The sequence below is a fragment of the Streptomyces sp. NPDC056296 genome, from assembly GCF_042268605.1.
Lineage (GTDB): Bacteria > Actinomycetota > Actinomycetes > Streptomycetales > Streptomycetaceae > Streptomyces.
Map to the genome: position 1 here is coordinate 14,064 of NZ_JBHJRX010000075.1, position 17,334 is coordinate 31,397.

A 17,334-nucleotide genomic window follows, 5' to 3' on the forward strand; every position below is an offset into this window, starting at 1 on the left:
CTCACTGCCGGACTACTGCCTGGCGCGGGTACGTCGGCACGCCAGGCTCACGCCGGGTCGGCGCCCGGCACGCCAGAGACCACCACCCGATCCCCCCACCCGTTCACCCGTTCCACAAGGAGGAGCGCCCCGCATGACCCGATTCACCACCACGCCCCCACACCGGCGTCGTCTGGCCCTGCTCGCCCTCGGTGTGAGTACTGCCCTCACGGTCACCGCTTGCGGTGGCAGCGACGAGGGAGGCTCCGACGCGCCGACTAAGAGCGCCGAGGCCGCGCCCAAGGGCGTCATCACGGAGCAGGCCGCGAAGAAGGTGGTCGACACCTACGAGCAGGTGAACAACCGCGCGAACGCGAAGCGCGACGCGAAGCTGCTGAGCACCGTCGAAACGGGACAGGTCCACGAGCAGTCCAAGGCCGACTACAAGCAGTGGGAAACCTGGTCGAAGAAGGACCAGAAGGAGTACACGGCGCCGTTCTACTACAAGAGCCGCGAGTACCTGATCCCGGCCGCCGACAGCGGAGCCAGCTGGTTCGCCGTCCAGGCCCGCTCCAGCGAGGACCCGAAGGGCGAGGGCGCCCTCATCATCTTCGACAAGGTCGGCGGCACGTACAAGGTCACGATGTCGGTCTACGCCGACGAGGCCCCCATACCGAAGATCGCCGTCGACAAGCACGGATTCGTCAGTCCTGCCGACCCGTCGGCGAAGGTCGGCACGCTCGCCCCCGACCAGCTCGGCGCCGTCTACGAGGACTTCTTCGAAACCGGCGGCAAGAAGAAGGCTGCGGAGACGTTCGCTTCGACCGAGACCTCGCAGGCGTCGGTCAAGGTCTACAAGGACGGCCCCGACGACGACGTGGAGGCCTTCACCACTGAGAAGTACTTCGCCCAGACCCCGGCGCATCCGAAGGTGTACGCGCTGAAGCTCGCGGACGGCAAGACACTCGCCCTCTTCCCGACCGCGCACACCCAGGAACTCATGCTCAAGCAGCAGTACCTGAGCAGCCACGACATCACCCCCACCGAGGACGAAGGTCTCTACGACCCGACCAAACGGGACGTGGTCACCGACGAGTTCCAGGGCCAGGCGCTCGCCGTACTGGACCCCAAGGGCAAGCCCCGCGTGACCGCCATCGAGTACCGGCTGGTCGACTCCCGGTAAGGGGCCGCCCCAGCCGGAAGCCGCACACCGCACCGCACCACTGGTGCTGACGGCGACCGGTTGAGACGCCGAGGAACGCGTGAGGGGCGCCGCTGGACCGGCGCCCCTCCACCATCCGCGTCGGCCACGCCCACGCGGGCACCACCCCGATCGAAAGCGACCTGCATGACCCCGCGCACCCTTCGTGCCGGTGGCGCTGCCCTGGCATTGACCGCGCTGACGGCTCTGGCCGGCTGCTCGTCCGACACCGAGCCCAGCGCTTCCACCGACCACAAGCCCACGACGACGTCGTCCGGACCCGACACGGCCCAGCTCGTCGCCGAGAACGCTCGCGGCTACATGCTCGCGTGGCAGGCCACGAACCCCTCCGACGCCAAGACGATGTGTGACCTGTCCACGAAGGCACATCGCCCCAACTTCGACGAGGACGGCGGCACGATGGCCGGCTGCCTCAACCTCTACTGGAAGGACATCGGCGCAGAGGACGACGACAGCACCCGCGCACCCCTCACCATCAAGATCAGCCACGTCCAGGACGTCGCCGCATCCCCCACCCACCCCGCAGGCAAGGGCGCCCTCGCCACCGGGCACCGCGCCGGCGAGAACCAGTGGCGCAACGTCCTCCGCCTCATCGAGGAGGACGGCAAATGGCGTGTCGAGCAGGTGGAAGACGTCGATGACTACTTCGCGCACACCGCAGACCCCGTCGCCACGATCCTCGCAGGGAAGTCCTGACCACGCCCGGCACAGCGTCAGCCGCTTGCCCGCTCCCGGCCAGACGGAGATGCCGCGACGCTGCAATGCCGACGACTGTCGGCATTGGCATCCATCCCTGCAGAGAGCCACCCGCAGGTCGTCAGAACCCGAGAGTCCGGAGTTCGCAGGCTATGAGCACACCCCGGCCGGAACGGAACCGGGCAGCCGGACGCTCGGGCTAGCGGGTCTTCTTCCGGTTCGAGGCCGGCCCGCTCTCCTGCCGGTGCGGAGCGACCCCGGACTCTGCAGACACGGTGCTCTTGGCGGTTGCCTGCCGCTTAATAGGGTTCAGGCTCACCGACTGCGAGCGAGCCGCCGTGGGATTCACTTTCGCCCGCGCCGTGCCCGCCTCTCCCAGCGGACGGCGCAGGGCATCGTTCGTGGCCTGCACCAGACGTGAGCCCAGCTGCGGTCCGGGCCCCTGCTCCCACGAGGTGTCCTTCAGCAGACGGGCCAGGTGCTCGCGTACCGGCTTGCCCTCGCCCTCCATCTGCGCCATCCGCGCGGCCAGCAGGGGCCACTGGCGTGCCGCCAGCAGCAGCCCTGCCTCTCGCTCCCGGCCGGACATCGCCTCCAGCATCCACCGGGTGTAGCGCTGGTTCTCCCATGGAGAAACGGCCAATTGTCGTAGAGCTCGCACGCGGTCGGACAGGTCCAGGTCCCTGGGCAGGTCCAGCCCCGTCGTCAACGGCCCATAGGAGAGCATCGCGTCACGGCTGGCGACCGGCGCTTCGTCCGCTCCCAGGACTCGCGCGACCGCCTGGTCGACGCCGACGCCCTCGTTGTACGCGGACGCGAGGATCTGGCGGACGTCGACGCCGCGTTCGTCCAGTCTGGCCATCGTCGCCGCGATGTCCGGCCACGTCGGCGAGGACAGGATCGCCTCGCGCACCGGTCCCGCCGGCAGCGTCTCGCGCAGCATCCGCTCCCACTCCCCCGTCCCCTCTCGGGACACCCGGGCAGCGTTCCCGGCGAGCGAGTCCCGCACGGTCACTGCGACCTCGGCGAGCCTCGGCAGGAAGTCGTCCAGGTCGACACCTGCGCGCCGCAGTGCTGCCATCTGCTGCGCCATCATCGGCCAGTCCGACCCACCCATGAGCGCTGCCGAGATGTCGGACGGGAGCAGGCTCCGGATCACCGGGGCGAACTCGTTCACCGCATCCTCCGCGGGCGGCAGTTCCTCGTCCTTGCCCTTCTGCCGCTGCTGGTGCCGGCGCACGGCGTCCGCCACGGCCATCATCAGCCGCCACGCCTCCACAGACGTCCCCACCGCCTCGCGCATCGCGTCGGCGAACGGGTCCCCCTCCTGGCCGGATGTCATCATGGCTTGCTCCCCTCGTCTCAGCGGACCCGTTTCGGGCCACTGCCCAGCTCATCCCCGGGCGGGCGCCTCGTCGGCGCGGGCGCCCCTGTCCTGCCTACCGGGCCGACGCGGCCGGCTCCGCTCGCAGGAGTGGTCGCTGGACTTTCGCGGGTGACGGCCACAGCCGATCCGCGCTGCTTCCGCCACCCGTCCAGGCGCCATGTAAGCACCTCTGCCGTGCTCTCCGCCGAGGTCAATTCACGGCGGGCAGCGGCAGCCGACAGAACGTCCACCGGGTTCTCGCCCGCGCGCTCGATTGCCTCGAGCCGAGACCGCAAGGCGGGCCATGCCGGGTCCGCCAAGATGTCCCGGGCATGGGAGGGAAGGGCGTTCTGAACGACTCCGGTCATCGGCCGTGCACCCTCGGCAGCGGCCGCCAACCGTTGTCTCGTCCGTGTGCGGGCAGCCGTCTTCCTCTGCCGCGGCTCGTAGTCGCGCGCCGCGGCCGCGCCGGCCGTCACCTCAACGGCCTCGCGCAGCAGTCTCCCGGCTCGCCCGGCGGCGTGCGCCTGGACGCGGTGCTCTTGCGCCTCATGCCACCTGCGGGAGCCATCCACAGCCATCACCAGAGCAACCAGCAGACCGAGCACGGCCTCCGTGTCGCTGCGGCCCGCCCTCGCAACACTCCTGGACAGGCTGTACGCCGACTCGCGATACAACGCACGTGCCTGCCCCTCCAGACTGCGCGCGGACGGAGCCCACGAGGCACGCTCGAACTCGTGAGCGGCCTGCCGCATCTGCTCTCGCACCAGGCGCGGGAAGACGACGGCCGCGACCACGATCAGGTCCCCCAACGCCGCCACGTCTCCCGCCCCCTGATACAGCCCGCCCGCGCCGAGGTGGTCGACGGCCTCGCGCACCTTCTCCTCCGCCGTCCGCCACATCACCGCCGGCGCGGCCGCCGCGTTCAGCGGCGGTCCGCTCCACCGCTCACGCACCCGCGGCAGAGACAGATCCGGGGCAAGCCGAAAGCCCGGAAACCACACCGGCGCCTGACCCCTGTCACGGTCGCCGGGCATCGCGACGGAGTACCCGGTCACGTTGCCGTCCGGAGCGATCCGCTGCTGCACACGCAACCCCGCCGCGGCGAGCCGGGCGAAGAAGTCGGCGTCGCTCGCACCCGCGGCCGCCGCCTCGCGCACCGTGCGCTGAAGCGTCTCTCGGACCGGCTCGGCGAGTCCGCGCCGGGCGGCCTTCTCCGTCTCGCCCGTCTTCGACCACCGCCGGGCGGTGCCGTCGGCGTGAGTGAGTCGGCGCAGCCCCCACTCGACCTCGAACCGGCGTGCGACCTCCTGCATCCGGAGCTTGCTCCAGCTCGTCTGCGGCTGGCGTCCGTCCTCGCGGGCCCGAGTCGCCACGATGTGAATGTGGTCGTCGGCGTGACGCACCGCAACCCATCGGCACCCGTGCTCATCGGCGTGCGGCGCGATGCCCGCGGCGTGCATCATTTCGCGTGCCACCCGAGCCCATTCCTCGTCCGTGAGCCTCCGGTCTTCCGGCGGGTTGCGCACCGCCACATGGAAAACGTGCAGCGGTGGTCTCCTGCCCCTGAGCGTCCGTACGGGCGCGTCCAACAGCATCGCGAGATCGGGAATGGTCATCTCGTTCGACCGGCCCGGGTCAGGCAAGCAGGGGTCCCATGCGGCCACCAGATGCGGGTCAACATGTTCGTCGCGCTTCCCCGGACCATAGAGGTAGAGGAGCAGTCCGGCGGTGTCGTCACCTTCCCTGGCCTCTTTCGGGATCACGCCCGCGGCCGCCGTTCTCGCATCACCTGCAGCGTCGCCTCGTCGACGCGCCGCACCGCCTCGTCGACCCGCGCCAGGACCGCCTTCAGCTGTGTGTCAGTGACCTCTCCCTCATCAGGGTTCAGCGCGTAGGCGACCCGGTCGAGATTGTCACCGATACGACGGAGCTGCCCCCGCGACTGAATCAACTCCTGCAGGACCTCCTTGGCATCCGCCGACACCGGCACCACCAGCTCCGTGGCGACGGCCAGCGACACCTGTCCGACCCATGAGGCCAGCGCCTGATTCTCTCGGTCGGCGGCCTCCTGCACGATGGCCAACTCGGGATCGTTGAAGGAGACCTTGATGCGGTGCGCCCGAGGACCACCCGGCTCGCGTCCGCGGCGCCGCACCGAAACGTGCGACAACGTCTCTTCCGCCGACGACTCGTCCACCGCGGCGCCCCCTTCGTTGTGCCCCCCGGTCCGTCCTCGGACCAAGATCGGTGACGGCCAACCTAGTGCAGGCCGATCACCGATCCTGGGTTACTGGGCCCAGTAACCCACAACTCGCTGGTGATGGTTACTGCCTCCTCATAAGGCAAGCCCGGACACTCATGACGTGTAGTCAAAGCCGTTACTGTCGTCTGCCACGGAGAGGTCAGTGGGTCCTGCCACTGGATGTCAGTGGTTTTGCCATGAGGCGTGTCAGTAGGGATTGACGTCGTCGGTGTCGATGGCGCGGAGGCTGTACTGGACGTCGTCGGCGAGGACGGTGTCGCCGTCGGTGGTGACGGTGAGGTATCCGGCGTCGATGAGTCCGGCGACGGTGTGGGCCCAGGGTCCCTCCTTTCCGGCGGTCACTGAGCCGTGGTGCCACGCCTGGTAGAGGACGGTGGCGTCGAGGTCGCTGAGGACGTCGCGCTGGAGGGGTCGGCGGTGTGTGCCGTCGGGGTTGCGCCAGGTCGCGGTGTGGTTGCCGGGGTGGATCGCGTTCATCTGCTCGTCGGTGAGGACGTCCATGCGTGGGGCGAGGGTGAAGTGGGCGGAGGCGACTCGGCGCAGGGCGTACGGGCCGCCAAGGCTGGGGTGAGCCCAGGCGTGTTCGAGGGCCTCGATCGCGCGGTCGGTGTCCCAGTGCAGGGACTCGGCGAGGTAGTCGGCGGTGAGTGGGCGGCCGGCGTGCGCGAGGGCGCTCAGGACGGCGACGGCGTCGGCTTCGGTGGTCGGCTCGGGGGGTTGCTGGACCTGGTGGTGGCGTGGCAGGCGGTAGACCTCTTCGGCGAAGGGGGTGAGGTCTGCGGGGTGGAGGTCCAGGTGCCGGGCGAGTTCGAGGACGACGTGCAGGGGTTGGTTGGGCAGTGCGTCGAGTCGGATGTCGTTCTCGTGGACGCCAAGAAGGTCGGCGAGTTCCCAGCTGGTCATGCCGGCGCTGTGGAGGCGGCGGCGGATTTCGGTGCCCCAGCCGCGGGGCTGCTGTTTGCGGGGTGGTGCCTGGTACCAGCGGTTCATAGGTCGCCGCCCTGGTCGTCGAGGACGGTGACGGTGAGGCGGCGAGCGGTCATCCAGTCGGTGTGGGAGGTGGGAACGGCGCCGATCTGCCCGTCCTCTCGGCAGGCACCGCGGTGGAGCCAGTGGGGTTGGATGCCGATCCGGCGGCAGGTGCGCAGGATGAGCTCGGTCAGGGTGCGTTCGGAGGCTGCAAGTGCGGGGTCTTGGTAGTTGACGAAGAGGTGGCCGCGGGTGCCGGAGCCTTCCGCTCGGCGGTGGGCCAGCTGGGCGGCGAGGATCTCGGCGGCGTACGGGGGCAGGGGTGTCTTGCTGGTGGTGTGTCGGTGGCCGGGGTACTCGTCGTCTTCGCTCTGGTCGATGGCGTGGGCCCAGTCGGCGCGTAGGTGGACTGCGTGGTCGGGGACGGTCGGCAGGTAGAGGTGGTGGCCGTCCTCGTCGATGTTGCGGCACAGCACGTGGGAGAACGTGTCGGGGGCGGCCGACAGGTGCAGGGACAGGACAGTGGCGGCGGCCGCGTCGGTGCGGACGGTGGCTCGCAGGGCCCGGCAGGTAGCGGGGGTGAGCCAGGTCGGCAGGCAGTCGGCCGGGGCCGGGCCGAGGCTGGCGGGCTGCCAGCGCAGAAGGACGCCGCGGCTGAGGAGGGATGCCTGGATGGCGCGCAGGCGGATCAGGGCGAGGTGAGGGCTGGTGGCGGGGCCCAGTCGTTCGTCGCGCAGGTAGGCGTTGAGGGCGCGGTCGAAGTCGCCCGCTCGGGGGGCGGTGAGGGTGTGGGGGTGACGGCGGACGAACTGGTCGGTGCGCTGGGCTTCGGAGCGGTAGACGTGGTTGAGCTGGTCGAAGGTGTCGGCTGCGAGGCGTCGGCGGCAGGTGGCGAGGAAGAGCGGGAAGTCGGCGTCGGGCAGGGTGGGCCAGTCGTCGTCCGGGGCGAGGTTCTCGTCGGGGTTGGGCGGCAGGCTGGTGGCCGGGTCGGGCAGGGGCAGCAGGCGGTAGAAGTCCTCGAGGTAGATCGCGCGCAGGGGTCGGTGGGGTCCGTTCGAGGGCAGCTTGCCGCGGCGGCCGTGGAGGCGGGAGTGGCCCAAGCTTTCGAGGGCGTTGCCCATCTTGGTCGCGTCGCGCGGTGAGGACCAGATCAGCCACAGGGTGGCATCGACGGTGTCAGCGAGCTCGGCAAGGCGGACGGCTTCCTTCTCGGAGAGGCGGTGGCCGCGCTCGACGACGATGTGCTCGGTGCGGGCGACGGTCAGCCATGCGGCGGTGGCCGCCCATGCGCTGTCGATGGTCATGCGGTTGGTGCGGGCCGCGACCGGGTTCTTGCCTGCGGCGGTCAGGACGTCCCACACCAGGTCGGACGCGGATCGTACGGGGTTGGGGCGTACGACGATGCACTGGGCGGATTCCAGGGCGGCCAGGCGCCGGGTCAAGGTCGCCTCGTCGAGGGCGTCGGTGACCAGGTAGACGGTGCGTGACGGACGGGCCGGCAGGGCGAGCGGGTCCGTGCCGGGAAGGGGGTCAGTCACGCAGGCCGCCGCCGAGGAGGGCGTAGGCGTTGTGCACGGTGGGTTCGTCCACGGTCGCGAGGTCCTGGTTCGCGCACAGGGAGGCCGCGGTGTGGGTGAAGACGGCCCAGTCGCGCATGGTGCCGTGTCCGTAGGAGCTGTCCACGTCCAGGAGCAGGTCGTCGGGGGCGTCCTGGTAGATGGGGTGGTAGCGGCGCATCAGGGACGGCACCTTGGCGGGGTTGAGTGGCTGGAAGGGCAGGCGGCGGAAGACCCGGGAGCGGAGCATCGGCTCCTTGGAGAGGACTTCCCAGCAGCCGTCGCCGCCGACGTACAGGAGGGCGAAGCGGGTGCGGGGGTGGTCGTGGAGGTGGCGCAGTAGCTCGATGCAGTCGCCGGTCAGGCGCTGGGCCTCGTCCACCACGATCAGGCGCATCGGGGCGGCGAGCAGGCCGATCAGCTTGGTGGTGAGGTCGAAGCGGTTGCGGGAGGAGGGGGTGTCGGTGCCGGTGAGTTCGCGCAGTAGCTGGTCGGCGATCATGCGCATGGTCGGGCGGGAGGGGAAGGTCAGCACGCACACCTGCGGCCGTTGGGTGGGCGGCAGTGCGTCGAGGGCTTCGAGGGCGGCTTCGACGGCGAAGGTCTTGCCGGTGCCGGCCGGGCCATGGACGACGCCGGTGGCCGCGTGCGCGACGATGTCACGGACGATGCGGGCGGTCATCTGGAAGTGTCCGGTGGGCAGGGCGGCGGCCCCGTCCAGGTCGACGAAGTGGTGCGGCATCAGCTCTCCAGGTCGGCGGGGGCGGTGGGATCGATCAGTCCGAGCAGACTGGTGCTGGCCCGGGCGGCAAGGGCTGCGTCACGCTCGCGCTGGGTGCGCAGTGCGCCGCTGACGGCCGGAACGAGCCGGGACTCCGTCGGCGCGGTGCCGTCGCCGGTCATGGGGGCCAGGGTGCGGCGGGCCTGCCGGGAGGCGCGGCGCCGCTCCCTCCCGAGCCGGTCGGCCTCGGCGCGGGCGTGCGCGCGGAACGCCTCGGTCTGCGCCGGGGTGAGCTGACCGGTCGGGTAGGCGGTGCACACGTGCGTCCCGCCGTCGTAGACCTCGATGGTGCGGTCGTCGTGCGGCATGTACCGGATCTGGACCCGCTGTCCGCCCCGCCCGTACAGCTCGGGGGCGACGTAGGACAGGCCGTGGAAGTTGATGCCGTCCTTCTGCACGATCCGCTCGGCGCCGGCGAGCATGAGGTGGCGAAGCTGGTCGGTGGGGATGCGCCGCAGCGGCGCTGGGTCTTCTTCCCATGCCTGGAGCGGGGTGCGACCCGCCAGCATGCGGTGGCGGTGTTCGGTGTTGTACCAACGGGTCCAGTCGGCGAACCGCTCGACGAACCGTTCCAGGCGCAGCGGGCCTGTGCCGTCGGCGGCGGTCTCTGCGGCGCGCTGAGCTGCGGCGGAGTCCTTGATGGGCCCGTACAGCCTGCCACCGGCGTCGCGCGGTCCACCGGTGAAGCCGGGGAGCTGGGAGATCAGCATCTGCTCGATGGTCAGGTTCAGCCTCTCGACCTTGCCCTTGCGGTGCGGGGTGAACGCGGGCAGGCGGTGCATGATCACGGTCAGGCCGCCGAGGACCTCCTTGACCGCGCCGGCGGCGAACTCCAGACCGCGGTCGATACGCACGAGCTCGGGCACGGCGCCGAAGGGCGAGACCTCGGGCTCGTGGGTGAGCGCCATGCGCATTGCGGTGAGCACCGTGCCTGACGTCGGGGTGACGGCGATGGCCCAGCCCAGCAGGGCCCGGGTGCCGTCGTCGACGACCGTGGTCAGCCATGGCGCGAGCGCCTTCCCCTTCGGGGGCAGGACCAGGATCGGGAGCTGCTTGTGGTCCATCTCCCAGCAGCGGCCACGCAGCGCGTCGGGGCGGCGCAGGTAGACCGTGCCCGCCCGGCGCCCGGCCTCGCCGGACTTCCATGCCGCCCGCTCCGCCGGGGTCAGGTCGGTGGTGAACGCCCGGTACAGCGTGCGTTCCGGGACCGGCTTCGCGCTCGCCCACCCTTCGGCGAGGAAGTCAGGCACCGGCGCCCCGGCCGTCGTGCCGTCCCCGTCGGTTACCGCGCGTCGTGCGCGGACCACCGCGGCGACGTTGCCCCGGTAGAAGGCGAGTGCGTCCCGGTCGGTCTCGCTCAGCTCGTAGCGCGGACGGGCCGCGGGCGTGGCCGGCTTCGGCGGCGCCAGCCAGCGCCACACCGTCCGCTCCGACACCCCGAGGCTGTCTGCGACCGTACGCACGTGCGCGGCGGTCAACGCCTCGTCCTCGCGCAGCCGGGACAGCCGTTCGACGGCCGCCCGGCGCTTCTCCGCCGATACCCTCCCCATGCCCCGAAGTGTCAGCGGTGGCAGAACCGCCGTGCCCGAACAGGCGCCCGCATCCACGCGTCCGGGTGGACTGCGCCCGAACCGGTAGCGCACGAACGCCCAGCATGATCCGGATGCGGCCGGACAGGCCGAGAGCTCCTCATCAAAGGGTGACCGAAGGTTGTTGAGGGGTCGGGGTTTTTGAGGGAGTTGTTGAAGGCTCCAGGGCTCTCTTCGAGGGGGGTCCGGCTATTCCTCAGAAAACGATGGTTAGTTGACGGCACACTGGCCCCCGTGACGACCCTGACCGACGTGTTCGACGCGGACGACGACCTGCTGGTCGGCTTCCCCGCGCGGCCGAGTGAGATCCGCATCGGCTACGCCCGTGTCTCCACCGGCGGGCAGAAGCTCGACCGGCAGATCGACGCGCTCACCCTCGCCGGGTGCCGGCGCATCTTCCCCGAGAAGAAGTCCGGGAAGAACGACGCCCGCCCCGAGCTCAAGGCGTGCCACGCCTTCCTTCAGGCCGGGGACACCCTCGTCGTCCCCTCCCTGGACCGGTACGGGCGCAGCCTCCAGGACCTGGTGAACATGGTCGCCGAGCTGCGCACACGCGGGATCGGGTTCACTTCCCTGCACGAGAAGCTTGACACCCTCACCCCCGGCGGCCGGCTCATCTTCCACGTCTTCGCAGCCCTCGCGGAGTTCATCCGGGAGCTGATCGTGCAGGGCACCCACGAGGGACTGGCCGCAGCCCGGGCCCGCGGCCGCGTCGGCGGCCGGCCTTCGGTCGTCAACGACAAGCTGCTGCGCGCCGCCCGCGACATGCTGCCCAACCCCGACAACAGCATCGAGACCATCGCCGCCCTCCTCGGCGTCTCCGTCGGCACCCTCTACAACCACATCCCCGACCTCAAGGAACTGCGGACCTCCCGTGTCCCCACCCAGCTCACCGGTGGCAGCTGATGACGATCACGCCGCCCACCCTGCACGCCCCGTACTTGAGGCTTCTGCCTCCTCCGGCGCCGCCCCCCTGCGACTCCAGGAGAAAGCACGGGCGATCCTGTTGGACGGTGCCTCCACTCCACTTCCGCGGGGTGAAGGCCCATCCGCCGGCAGCCTCCTCGGTGCGGTCGGCAATCTTCGCGACCGCCCCCGGGAACTGGGCACCTGCCAGTCATTTGTGGCGAGGTTGTGTCCAAAAAGAACCCATGAGGTGATCGCGTTGTTGACGCATGCATATGTTCATGGACATGATCCGTCGGCGCCGAGTGACACGCTTCGCTGTCACTCGAGTCCACACAGTCAACGGAGGAGACATCTTGAGAGCCAAGACGGTCATAGCGTCGGCAACGCTCCTGTTCGCCGCCTTGTCGATGACGCCCAGCGTGGCGAATGCCGCCCTGAGCGAGTGCAACTCGAACAACATGTGTCTGTGGGGCAACAACGACTTCGCGTGGTTGATCGGCGAGCGTGCGCACGGCAGCACCACGTTCACGAACCTGACCGGCGACAGGAACGACGAGATGGACTCGTGGGCCAACCGCTCCGCGACCTACGACGGATGCATGGCCGGCGACTCCAACGGCGGCGGGGACAAGCAGGGTATGGCCCGGGCCAGCAACGACAACAACGTCTCGCCCCTGAACAGCGACGAGGTGTCGTCCTTCCGGACCAGGAACGGCTGCTGAGTTGACCGACGCCGTGGATGCCGCGCTCATCCGGACCAGGGGGGTCTGTAAGGCCTACCGCTCCGAAGTAGAGACCGTGTGGGCCGCGCGAGATGTGGACTTCAATGCACGACCTGGCGAGTTCGTGTGCATCTACGGCGCCAGCGGTTCGGGCAAGTCGACCCTGCTCAATCTGCTGGCAGGCCTGGATCTCGCCGACACCGGCGAGATCCAGGTGGGCGGTGTCGAGGTGAGTACCGCCAGCGAGAAGGAACGGGCGAAGCTGAGGCTTCGCACCGTGGGCGTCGTGTTCCAGGACCATCATCTGATCCAGGAGTTCACTGCGGCGGAGAACGTCGCCCTGCCCCTGGAAGCCCTCGGCCTGACTACCGCTCAAGCCCGCGCAGAGGCACTGCAGCAGCTGTCGCGGGTGGGGCTTGCCGGCTTGGAGGACCGCATGCCCGGGCAGTTGTCGGGCGGGCAGCGTCAGCGCGTGGGAATGGCGCGTGCTCTGACGGGACAGCGAGCGGTGCTGCTGGCGGATGAGCCGACCGGAGCGTTGGACTCGGTGGCCACGGGCGAGCTGTTCGACCTGATCCGGAAACTGTGCGACGAGGGCGTACTGGCCGTGGTCTGCTCACACGATCCCCGTTGCCGGGAGTACGCCGATACCGTGTACGAGGTCGTTGACGGCCGGCTGGAGAGTCGCTCGTGACGGCGCGAACAGAGCCGGCTCCGGCAGGACAGACGGGCTTGGCCTTCCGGCTCGCCCGGCGGCTGTCCCGTTCGCGGGCACTGATCCGTTCGACCGCGATGGTGTTCATCGCCGCACTCTTCGTCATGTCGATGTTCATCGTGCTCAAGACGCTGTCGCTGTCGGGTGCGCAAGTCGCGGACCGGGACCTGGGCCGCTTCGATGCCTCGGTGGGATACGGAAGTATTCAGCTTCCTCCCGGGGACGAGGCCTTCATCCCCGAGCTGAGAAGCCGCGTGCAGGGCGCCGGCATCACGGACGCGATGATCATGCTCAGCGCTTCCGACGTTCAGCTCGACACCACCCCCGTACGCAATGTGACGATGCTGGAAGCCGACTGGGCGGCCAACCCCTACCCGCGCCGCTACGAGCTCCGGGACGGGCGCTGGCCGAGCCGTCCGGGCGAAGTGGTCGTCACTGAGACGCAGGATACGCAGACCGCGCCGGGTGAGACGCTGACCGTGCTGGGGAACGTGCGTCTCACGGTGGTCGGCACGGCCGACGACCGCAATGCCAGCACCACGAACCTGCTGGCCGGGCCAGGCACGTGGGCGACGCTGACCGCAGAGCTGGCTGAGGGGTATCCGGCACTGGGAGCCCAGCCCGTCCTGCTCTGGTCGGGATCCGAACCGCAGCCTGCGATCTCGGCGTTCACCTCCGCGATCGGCATCTGGGAGAAGGAACAGAGGAAGCAGGCGGATGGTGCCGCAGCGGTCGCCGACACGCTGAACCTGCGCAGCGATGACCGGGCAGAGGGGTTCTGGATAGAGAAGACCCCGGCCGGCTACCTGATTCCGGCACTGGTGGTACCGCTGGGAGCCGTGCTGCTCGTGTTCGGGCTGAACGACCGGCGCTTCCGCCGGGTATTGCACTCCCTGACCTCCCTGGGCGTACCCCGCTCGACGGCAGCGACGGGGCTCACGCTGGCTGCCCTGTTCTGGGCGCTGGTCGCAGCAGCAGCGGGCGCCGCGGCAGGTCTGGCCGTGGGAGCAGGCGCTCGTCTCCTCATCTCCCACCTGCGCCAGCGCCCGGCCGGCCCGATGGACGGGCTCTTCGACCCCGTCCTGCGCCTCCTCACCGTCATCACCCTCACCTCCCTGGTTGCAGGACTTGCACTGGCGCGCACCCGCCGCGAAAACGCAGCTCCGCCCCGCCCTGCAGACACGAAGCAGAGCACCCCCGGAGCGCCGGCCAGCAAGAGCGCTCGCCGGGTCAGGGACGGTCGACAACTGCTGGCGGTCGCCGCCTGGTGTGCCACAGCGGTCTACGCCACCCGAGTCGACACCCCCGCCATGGCCATGACCCTCGCCGGCATCGTCACCATCGCCGTGCTGCTGATCATTCCCGAAGCGTTCGCCCTGACGCTCAAACTGATCCCGGAGCGAGGTCCCCGCACCCGGCTCACCCGCCGACAGCTCGCCGCCGACTCGCGCCGAGCCTGCGCAGCCCTGGCCGTGCTCACCGTGCTCTTCGGAGCATCCCTGGGATTCATCGCCCTGCTGGACACCCTGCTGCGCACGGCCGACACCCAGAACCACCCCGACGTCCTACCCGGACAGATCATGCTGACCGACAGCAGCAGCGACCGCTTCGCACCGACCGAAGCAGTGCTCCAGGCCGCAAAAACCACCGGTGTCCTCGACGGACATCCCCGCTTCGAGCTCAGCCCCGTCTACACCATGAACACCGACGATCTCATTCGCTCAGCCAACCGACCAGGCAGCGACCGCCTGATGCTCACGGTGGGATCCCCCTCCGACGCCGAGCGACTGATCGGGCATCCCCTCGGGCGCGACCAGACCACCACTCTGAACGACGGTGGCCTACTCATCTGGGCCGACGTACCAAACGCCCCTGAGAGCGGTGTCGAACGTACGCGTCTCATCGTGCACGAGAACGACAAGGTCCTCGGACGTACCCCCGAACTTCCCACCCTCGCAGTTCAAGCCCCGCCCACCCACTGGCGGGCCGGCAGCGACGGCATCATGCTTCGCTCCACCGCCCGCAATCTGCGGCTGCCACTGCCCGAGCACGGTCCTGTCGTGATCACCGGTGTTGAGGACGCCCAGGCCGAATCCGTCCAGAAAGCCGTCATCGCATCGGGGAACGACGCACGTGCGGTACGCATTCATGTGCCCCCCGCACCGGCCATTGCCCCGGCGGCACTGGTGGCCACCGCCGTCGCACTGGTGCTCCTTGTGCTGGCCACCGTGCTGGCATCCGTCCGCGGCCAGATCCGCGCCCTTCGCAGCTATCTGGCCGGCCTCACCGCGCTAGGACTGCCTCCCGCCTGGACGCGACAGATCCTGCTATACCAGCAGGGAGCTCTCATCACGGTCAGTACCGTGCTCGGCCTGATCATCGCCATGCTACCCACAGTGGTCATCGCCACCCAGATCTCCGGCTTCGTCCTGAGTATTCCCTGGGGACAACTCGGCAGCCTGCTCGCAGCGACCTACCTCGCCGCCGTCCTTGCCGCAGCACGTTCCGTCCTGCTCCTCCGCACCCGAGGAGGAAAAGTGTGACCGGAGCGGGGGTGCCTCTATGTCCCTCGCCCGAGCCCGTGATTCGCAGAGGTTGCCGTCGCGGAGCATGGCGAAAAGCACTCTGATGCGGTGGCGGGCGAGAACGTCAGTAGTTCTTCCATGAGGTGTGTCAGTGGGTGCTGACGTCGTGGGCGTCGGTGAGGCGGAGGCTGTACCGGACGTCGTCGGCCGGGACGTCAGTCCCGTCGCCGGCGCGGACCAGGAGTGCGGCATCGAGCAAGCCCGCGACGGTGGCGGCGGCCGCGTCGGCGGTCGGCCTTCGGTCGTCAACGACAAGCTGCTGCGTGCCGCCCGCGACATGCTGCCCAACCCCGAGAACAGCATCGCGGCCCTGCTCGGCGTGTCGGTCGGCACCCTCTACAACCACATCCCCGACCTCAAGGAACTGCGGACCTTCCGCGTCCCTGCCCAACTCGAAGGCAGCACCTCGTGACCGACCTGACCCTCTTCACCGGCACGCCCACCGCTTCGGAGGAGCCGCCATCGTCGCCGACGGCGCCCGTCGTGCACGGCGCGGTCATCATCAGCGCCATCGAGACCGCATGGCGGGAAATCCGCCGCCGCTTCACCGACATCTCCGTCACCGTGCCGCCCACGGTCGGCGCCCAGGACCCCACCAAGTGTGCGGCGCTGCGGACCGGGCGGCGCTTCGTACGGGACGGGCACCTGACCATGGAGCTTCAAATCTCCTCCGGCACGCTCGGGCTCGGCGGCCGACCGATGATGGAGGGCCTGCTGCACCACGCCGCGCACGGCCTCGCGCTCACCCGCGGCGTCGGCGACACCAGCAGCGCCGGCCGCTGGCACAACAGGCAGTACGGGCGCCTCGCCCGGGAGGTCGGGCTCACCCCGCCCGCGCGGGCCGCCAAGGTCGTCGGCCTGGCCCACTGCCCGCTGTCCGACACCGCTGCCGCTACCTGGGCAGAGGTGATCAGCGCGCTGAACGCCGCAGCCGCTGTCCAGCTCGAAGCTGCCGTCGAGTCCGCCGTCCCGCCGCGTACCGGCAGGGCTGGCTATCGCTTCCCCATCATCTGCGCGTGCGCGCCCGTCCCCCGCCGCCAGCACGTCACCCCGTTCTTCTTCTGGCGGGGGCCGCTGCTGTGCGGGCTGTGCCTGGCCAAGTTCCGCCCCGCCGACGACGTCGAGGTTCCCGCCCAGGCGGTGCGGGGACCAGGCGTCCGTCGATCCGGTCGGCGACGGGGCGGGTCGATGACCGCGCTGTGGCAAACCGTGCTGTCCGCGCTCCAGGACCCCGACGCTCCCGGTCGCGAGGAAACCATCGCCCACGGCGCCGCCGCGCTCGCCCCCAAGCGGACACCGCAGGCAGCCGTCGATGACGTACTGGAAGTCGGCTTGTACGAGTTCGGCGTCATCATCGAGCCGCGGACCGCTCAGGCCGCACTGGCCGCCCACCGAGTGACCGAGACCGAGCAGGAGCGTTGAACCGGTGACGACCACCAGCACCCTTCGGAACGCACCCAACGCTGCTGTCGGGCCAGGGCCGGACTGTCATGGTTGGGCCTCCGGTCAGGCAGCCGCCGCACCCACCGACGCCACCCGGCTCGTCGAGCGCATCGTGGCAGCCGTGCGCACCGGCGATGACCCGGCGATCCGGGACCTGCTCCACCAACTGGCCGACGTCGCCGACACCGAAACCCTGCTGCTATTGCACCGCCGACTCAACGAGGACCTGCACCACTACTGACTTCGGCTCGTCAGGGTGAATCTTCGCGAAGTCCATGTGGGGCCTGGAGCGGTGGCGGTATCCCATGCTGTGTGAGGTATGCGGACGGGGGCGGGCTGACCGCTGCGGCGCACCAGCGCCGGGAAACGGTGCGGATGCAGGCGGCCGACCTGTTCGAGCAGGCAGTCAAGACTCCGCAGGTCGCACGGCGCCTGCTGGTGGGGCCTTGACCCCGAATCCTGAACACGGGTTATGCGGCTGGTGCAAGCGTAGTTGGTGTGAGGTGGAAGGCGTTCTCGAAGGCGATCGGTGATCG

16 protein-coding genes are annotated in these 17,334 nt (G+C 69.7%); 9 read left to right on the plus strand and 7 right to left on the minus strand.

The genetic code is table 11. The features are described 5' to 3' along the window. The first annotated feature begins 133 nt into the window (after positions 1–133). Together ACFCZF_RS36415 and ACFCZF_RS36420 are read left to right on the plus strand one after the other, a co-directional pair. Positions 134–1,162 (plus strand): hypothetical protein, encoded by a 1,029-nt coding sequence (locus ACFCZF_RS36415; RefSeq protein ID WP_376675282.1) that lies wholly within the window; start codon positions 134–136, stop codon positions 1,160–1,162. Positions 1,163–1,327: 165 nt separating this feature from the next. Beyond that, positions 1,328–1,897 (plus strand): hypothetical protein, encoded by a 570-nt coding sequence (locus tag ACFCZF_RS36420; RefSeq protein WP_376675283.1) that lies wholly within the window; start codon positions 1,328–1,330, stop codon positions 1,895–1,897. A gap of 199 nt (positions 1,898–2,096) precedes the next feature. Here ACFCZF_RS36420 and ACFCZF_RS36425 read toward each other — a convergent pair whose 3' ends face one another. The 7 genes from ACFCZF_RS36425 to ACFCZF_RS36455 form a co-directional block, all read right to left on the minus strand. Continuing rightward, on the minus strand, positions 2,097–3,242 hold the full coding sequence (locus tag ACFCZF_RS36425) for a hypothetical protein (RefSeq protein ID WP_376675284.1): 1,146 nt from the start codon (positions 3,240–3,242) through the stop codon (positions 2,097–2,099). 17 nt (positions 3,243–3,259) lie between these two features. Further along, the gene (locus ACFCZF_RS36430; protein ID WP_376675285.1) at positions 3,260–5,029 is read right to left on the minus strand and encodes a relaxase/mobilization nuclease domain-containing protein; all 1,770 of its coding nucleotides are present in this window, start codon (positions 5,027–5,029) and stop codon (positions 3,260–3,262) included. Next, positions 5,026–5,463, minus strand: coding sequence for a hypothetical protein (locus tag ACFCZF_RS36435; RefSeq protein WP_376675286.1), 438 nt, complete (start codon positions 5,461–5,463; stop codon positions 5,026–5,028). Before ACFCZF_RS36435 ends, ACFCZF_RS36430 begins: the two co-directional genes overlap by 4 nt. Before the next feature lie 252 nt (positions 5,464–5,715). Continuing rightward, positions 5,716–6,432, minus strand: coding sequence for a hypothetical protein (locus tag ACFCZF_RS36440; RefSeq protein WP_376675287.1), 717 nt, complete (start codon positions 6,430–6,432; stop codon positions 5,716–5,718). 83 nt (positions 6,433–6,515) lie between these two features. Continuing rightward, on the minus strand, positions 6,516–8,036 hold the full coding sequence (locus ACFCZF_RS36445; protein ID WP_376675288.1) for a hypothetical protein: 1,521 nt from the start codon (positions 8,034–8,036) through the stop codon (positions 6,516–6,518). Beyond that, positions 8,029–8,796: an AAA family ATPase gene (locus tag ACFCZF_RS36450; protein ID WP_376675289.1), complete on the minus strand. Its 768-nt coding sequence runs from the start codon at positions 8,794–8,796 to the stop codon at positions 8,029–8,031. The genes ACFCZF_RS36445 and ACFCZF_RS36450 overlap by 8 nt, the downstream gene beginning before the upstream one ends. Continuing rightward, positions 8,796–10,385, minus strand: a complete 1,590-nt coding sequence (locus ACFCZF_RS36455) for a Mu transposase C-terminal domain-containing protein (protein WP_376675290.1) — start codon at positions 10,383–10,385, stop codon at positions 8,796–8,798. Before ACFCZF_RS36455 ends, ACFCZF_RS36450 begins: the two co-directional genes overlap by 1 nt. Positions 10,386–10,676: 291 nt before the next feature. Between ACFCZF_RS36455 and ACFCZF_RS36460 the strand changes: the two genes are divergently transcribed. The 7 genes from ACFCZF_RS36460 to ACFCZF_RS36490 all read left to right on the plus strand — a co-directional run bounded on the left by ACFCZF_RS36460 (position 10,677) and on the right by ACFCZF_RS36490 (position 17,039). After that, positions 10,677–11,330, plus strand: a complete 654-nt coding sequence (locus tag ACFCZF_RS36460) for a recombinase family protein (RefSeq protein WP_376675298.1) — start codon at positions 10,677–10,679, stop codon at positions 11,328–11,330. A 356-nt stretch (positions 11,331–11,686) separates the two neighbouring features. Then, positions 11,687–12,055 (plus strand): peptidase inhibitor family I36 protein, encoded by a 369-nt coding sequence (locus ACFCZF_RS36465; protein ID WP_376675291.1) that lies wholly within the window; start codon positions 11,687–11,689, stop codon positions 12,053–12,055. Position 12,056: 1 nt separating this feature from the next. Further along, complete coding sequence (locus ACFCZF_RS36470) at positions 12,057–12,749, plus strand: ABC transporter ATP-binding protein (protein WP_376675292.1); 693 nt, start codon at positions 12,057–12,059, stop codon at positions 12,747–12,749. 38 nt (positions 12,750–12,787) lie between these two features. Further along, on the plus strand, positions 12,788–15,313 hold the full coding sequence (locus tag ACFCZF_RS36475; RefSeq protein ID WP_376675293.1) for a hypothetical protein: 2,526 nt from the start codon (positions 12,788–12,790) through the stop codon (positions 15,311–15,313). Positions 15,314–15,446: 133 nt separating this feature from the next. Beyond that, positions 15,447–15,767: a hypothetical protein gene (locus tag ACFCZF_RS36480; protein WP_376675294.1), complete on the plus strand. Its 321-nt coding sequence runs from the start codon at positions 15,447–15,449 to the stop codon at positions 15,765–15,767. Beyond that, positions 15,764–16,777: a hypothetical protein gene (locus ACFCZF_RS36485; RefSeq protein ID WP_376675295.1), complete on the plus strand. Its 1,014-nt coding sequence runs from the start codon at positions 15,764–15,766 to the stop codon at positions 16,775–16,777. Before ACFCZF_RS36480 ends, ACFCZF_RS36485 begins: the two co-directional genes overlap by 4 nt. 4 nt (positions 16,778–16,781) lie before the next feature. After that, a complete protein-coding gene (locus ACFCZF_RS36490) occupies positions 16,782–17,039 on the plus strand; it encodes a hypothetical protein (protein WP_376675296.1) in 258 nt (85 codons plus the stop codon). Positions 17,040–17,334: the final 295 nt, after the last annotated feature.

Excerpts from the sequence above, each read along its gene's own strand:
- ACFCZF_RS36455 (WP_376675290.1), bottom strand. The coding sequence starts at position 10,385 with ATGGGGAGGGTATCGGCGGAGAAGCGCCGGGCGGCCGTCGAACGGCTG.
- ACFCZF_RS36450 (WP_376675289.1), bottom strand. The coding sequence starts at position 8,796 with ATGCCGCACCACTTCGTCGACCTGGACGGGGCCGCCGCCCTGCCCACC.
- ACFCZF_RS36440 (WP_376675287.1), bottom strand. The coding sequence starts at position 6,432 with ATGACCAGCTGGGAACTCGCCGACCTTCTTGGCGTCCACGAGAACGAC.
- ACFCZF_RS36425 (WP_376675284.1), bottom strand. The coding sequence starts at position 3,242 with ATGATGACATCCGGCCAGGAGGGGGACCCGTTCGCCGACGCGATGCGC.
- ACFCZF_RS36420 (WP_376675283.1), top strand. The coding sequence starts at position 1,328 with ATGACCCCGCGCACCCTTCGTGCCGGTGGCGCTGCCCTGGCATTGACC.
- ACFCZF_RS36415 (WP_376675282.1), top strand. The coding sequence starts at position 134 with ATGACCCGATTCACCACCACGCCCCCACACCGGCGTCGTCTGGCCCTG.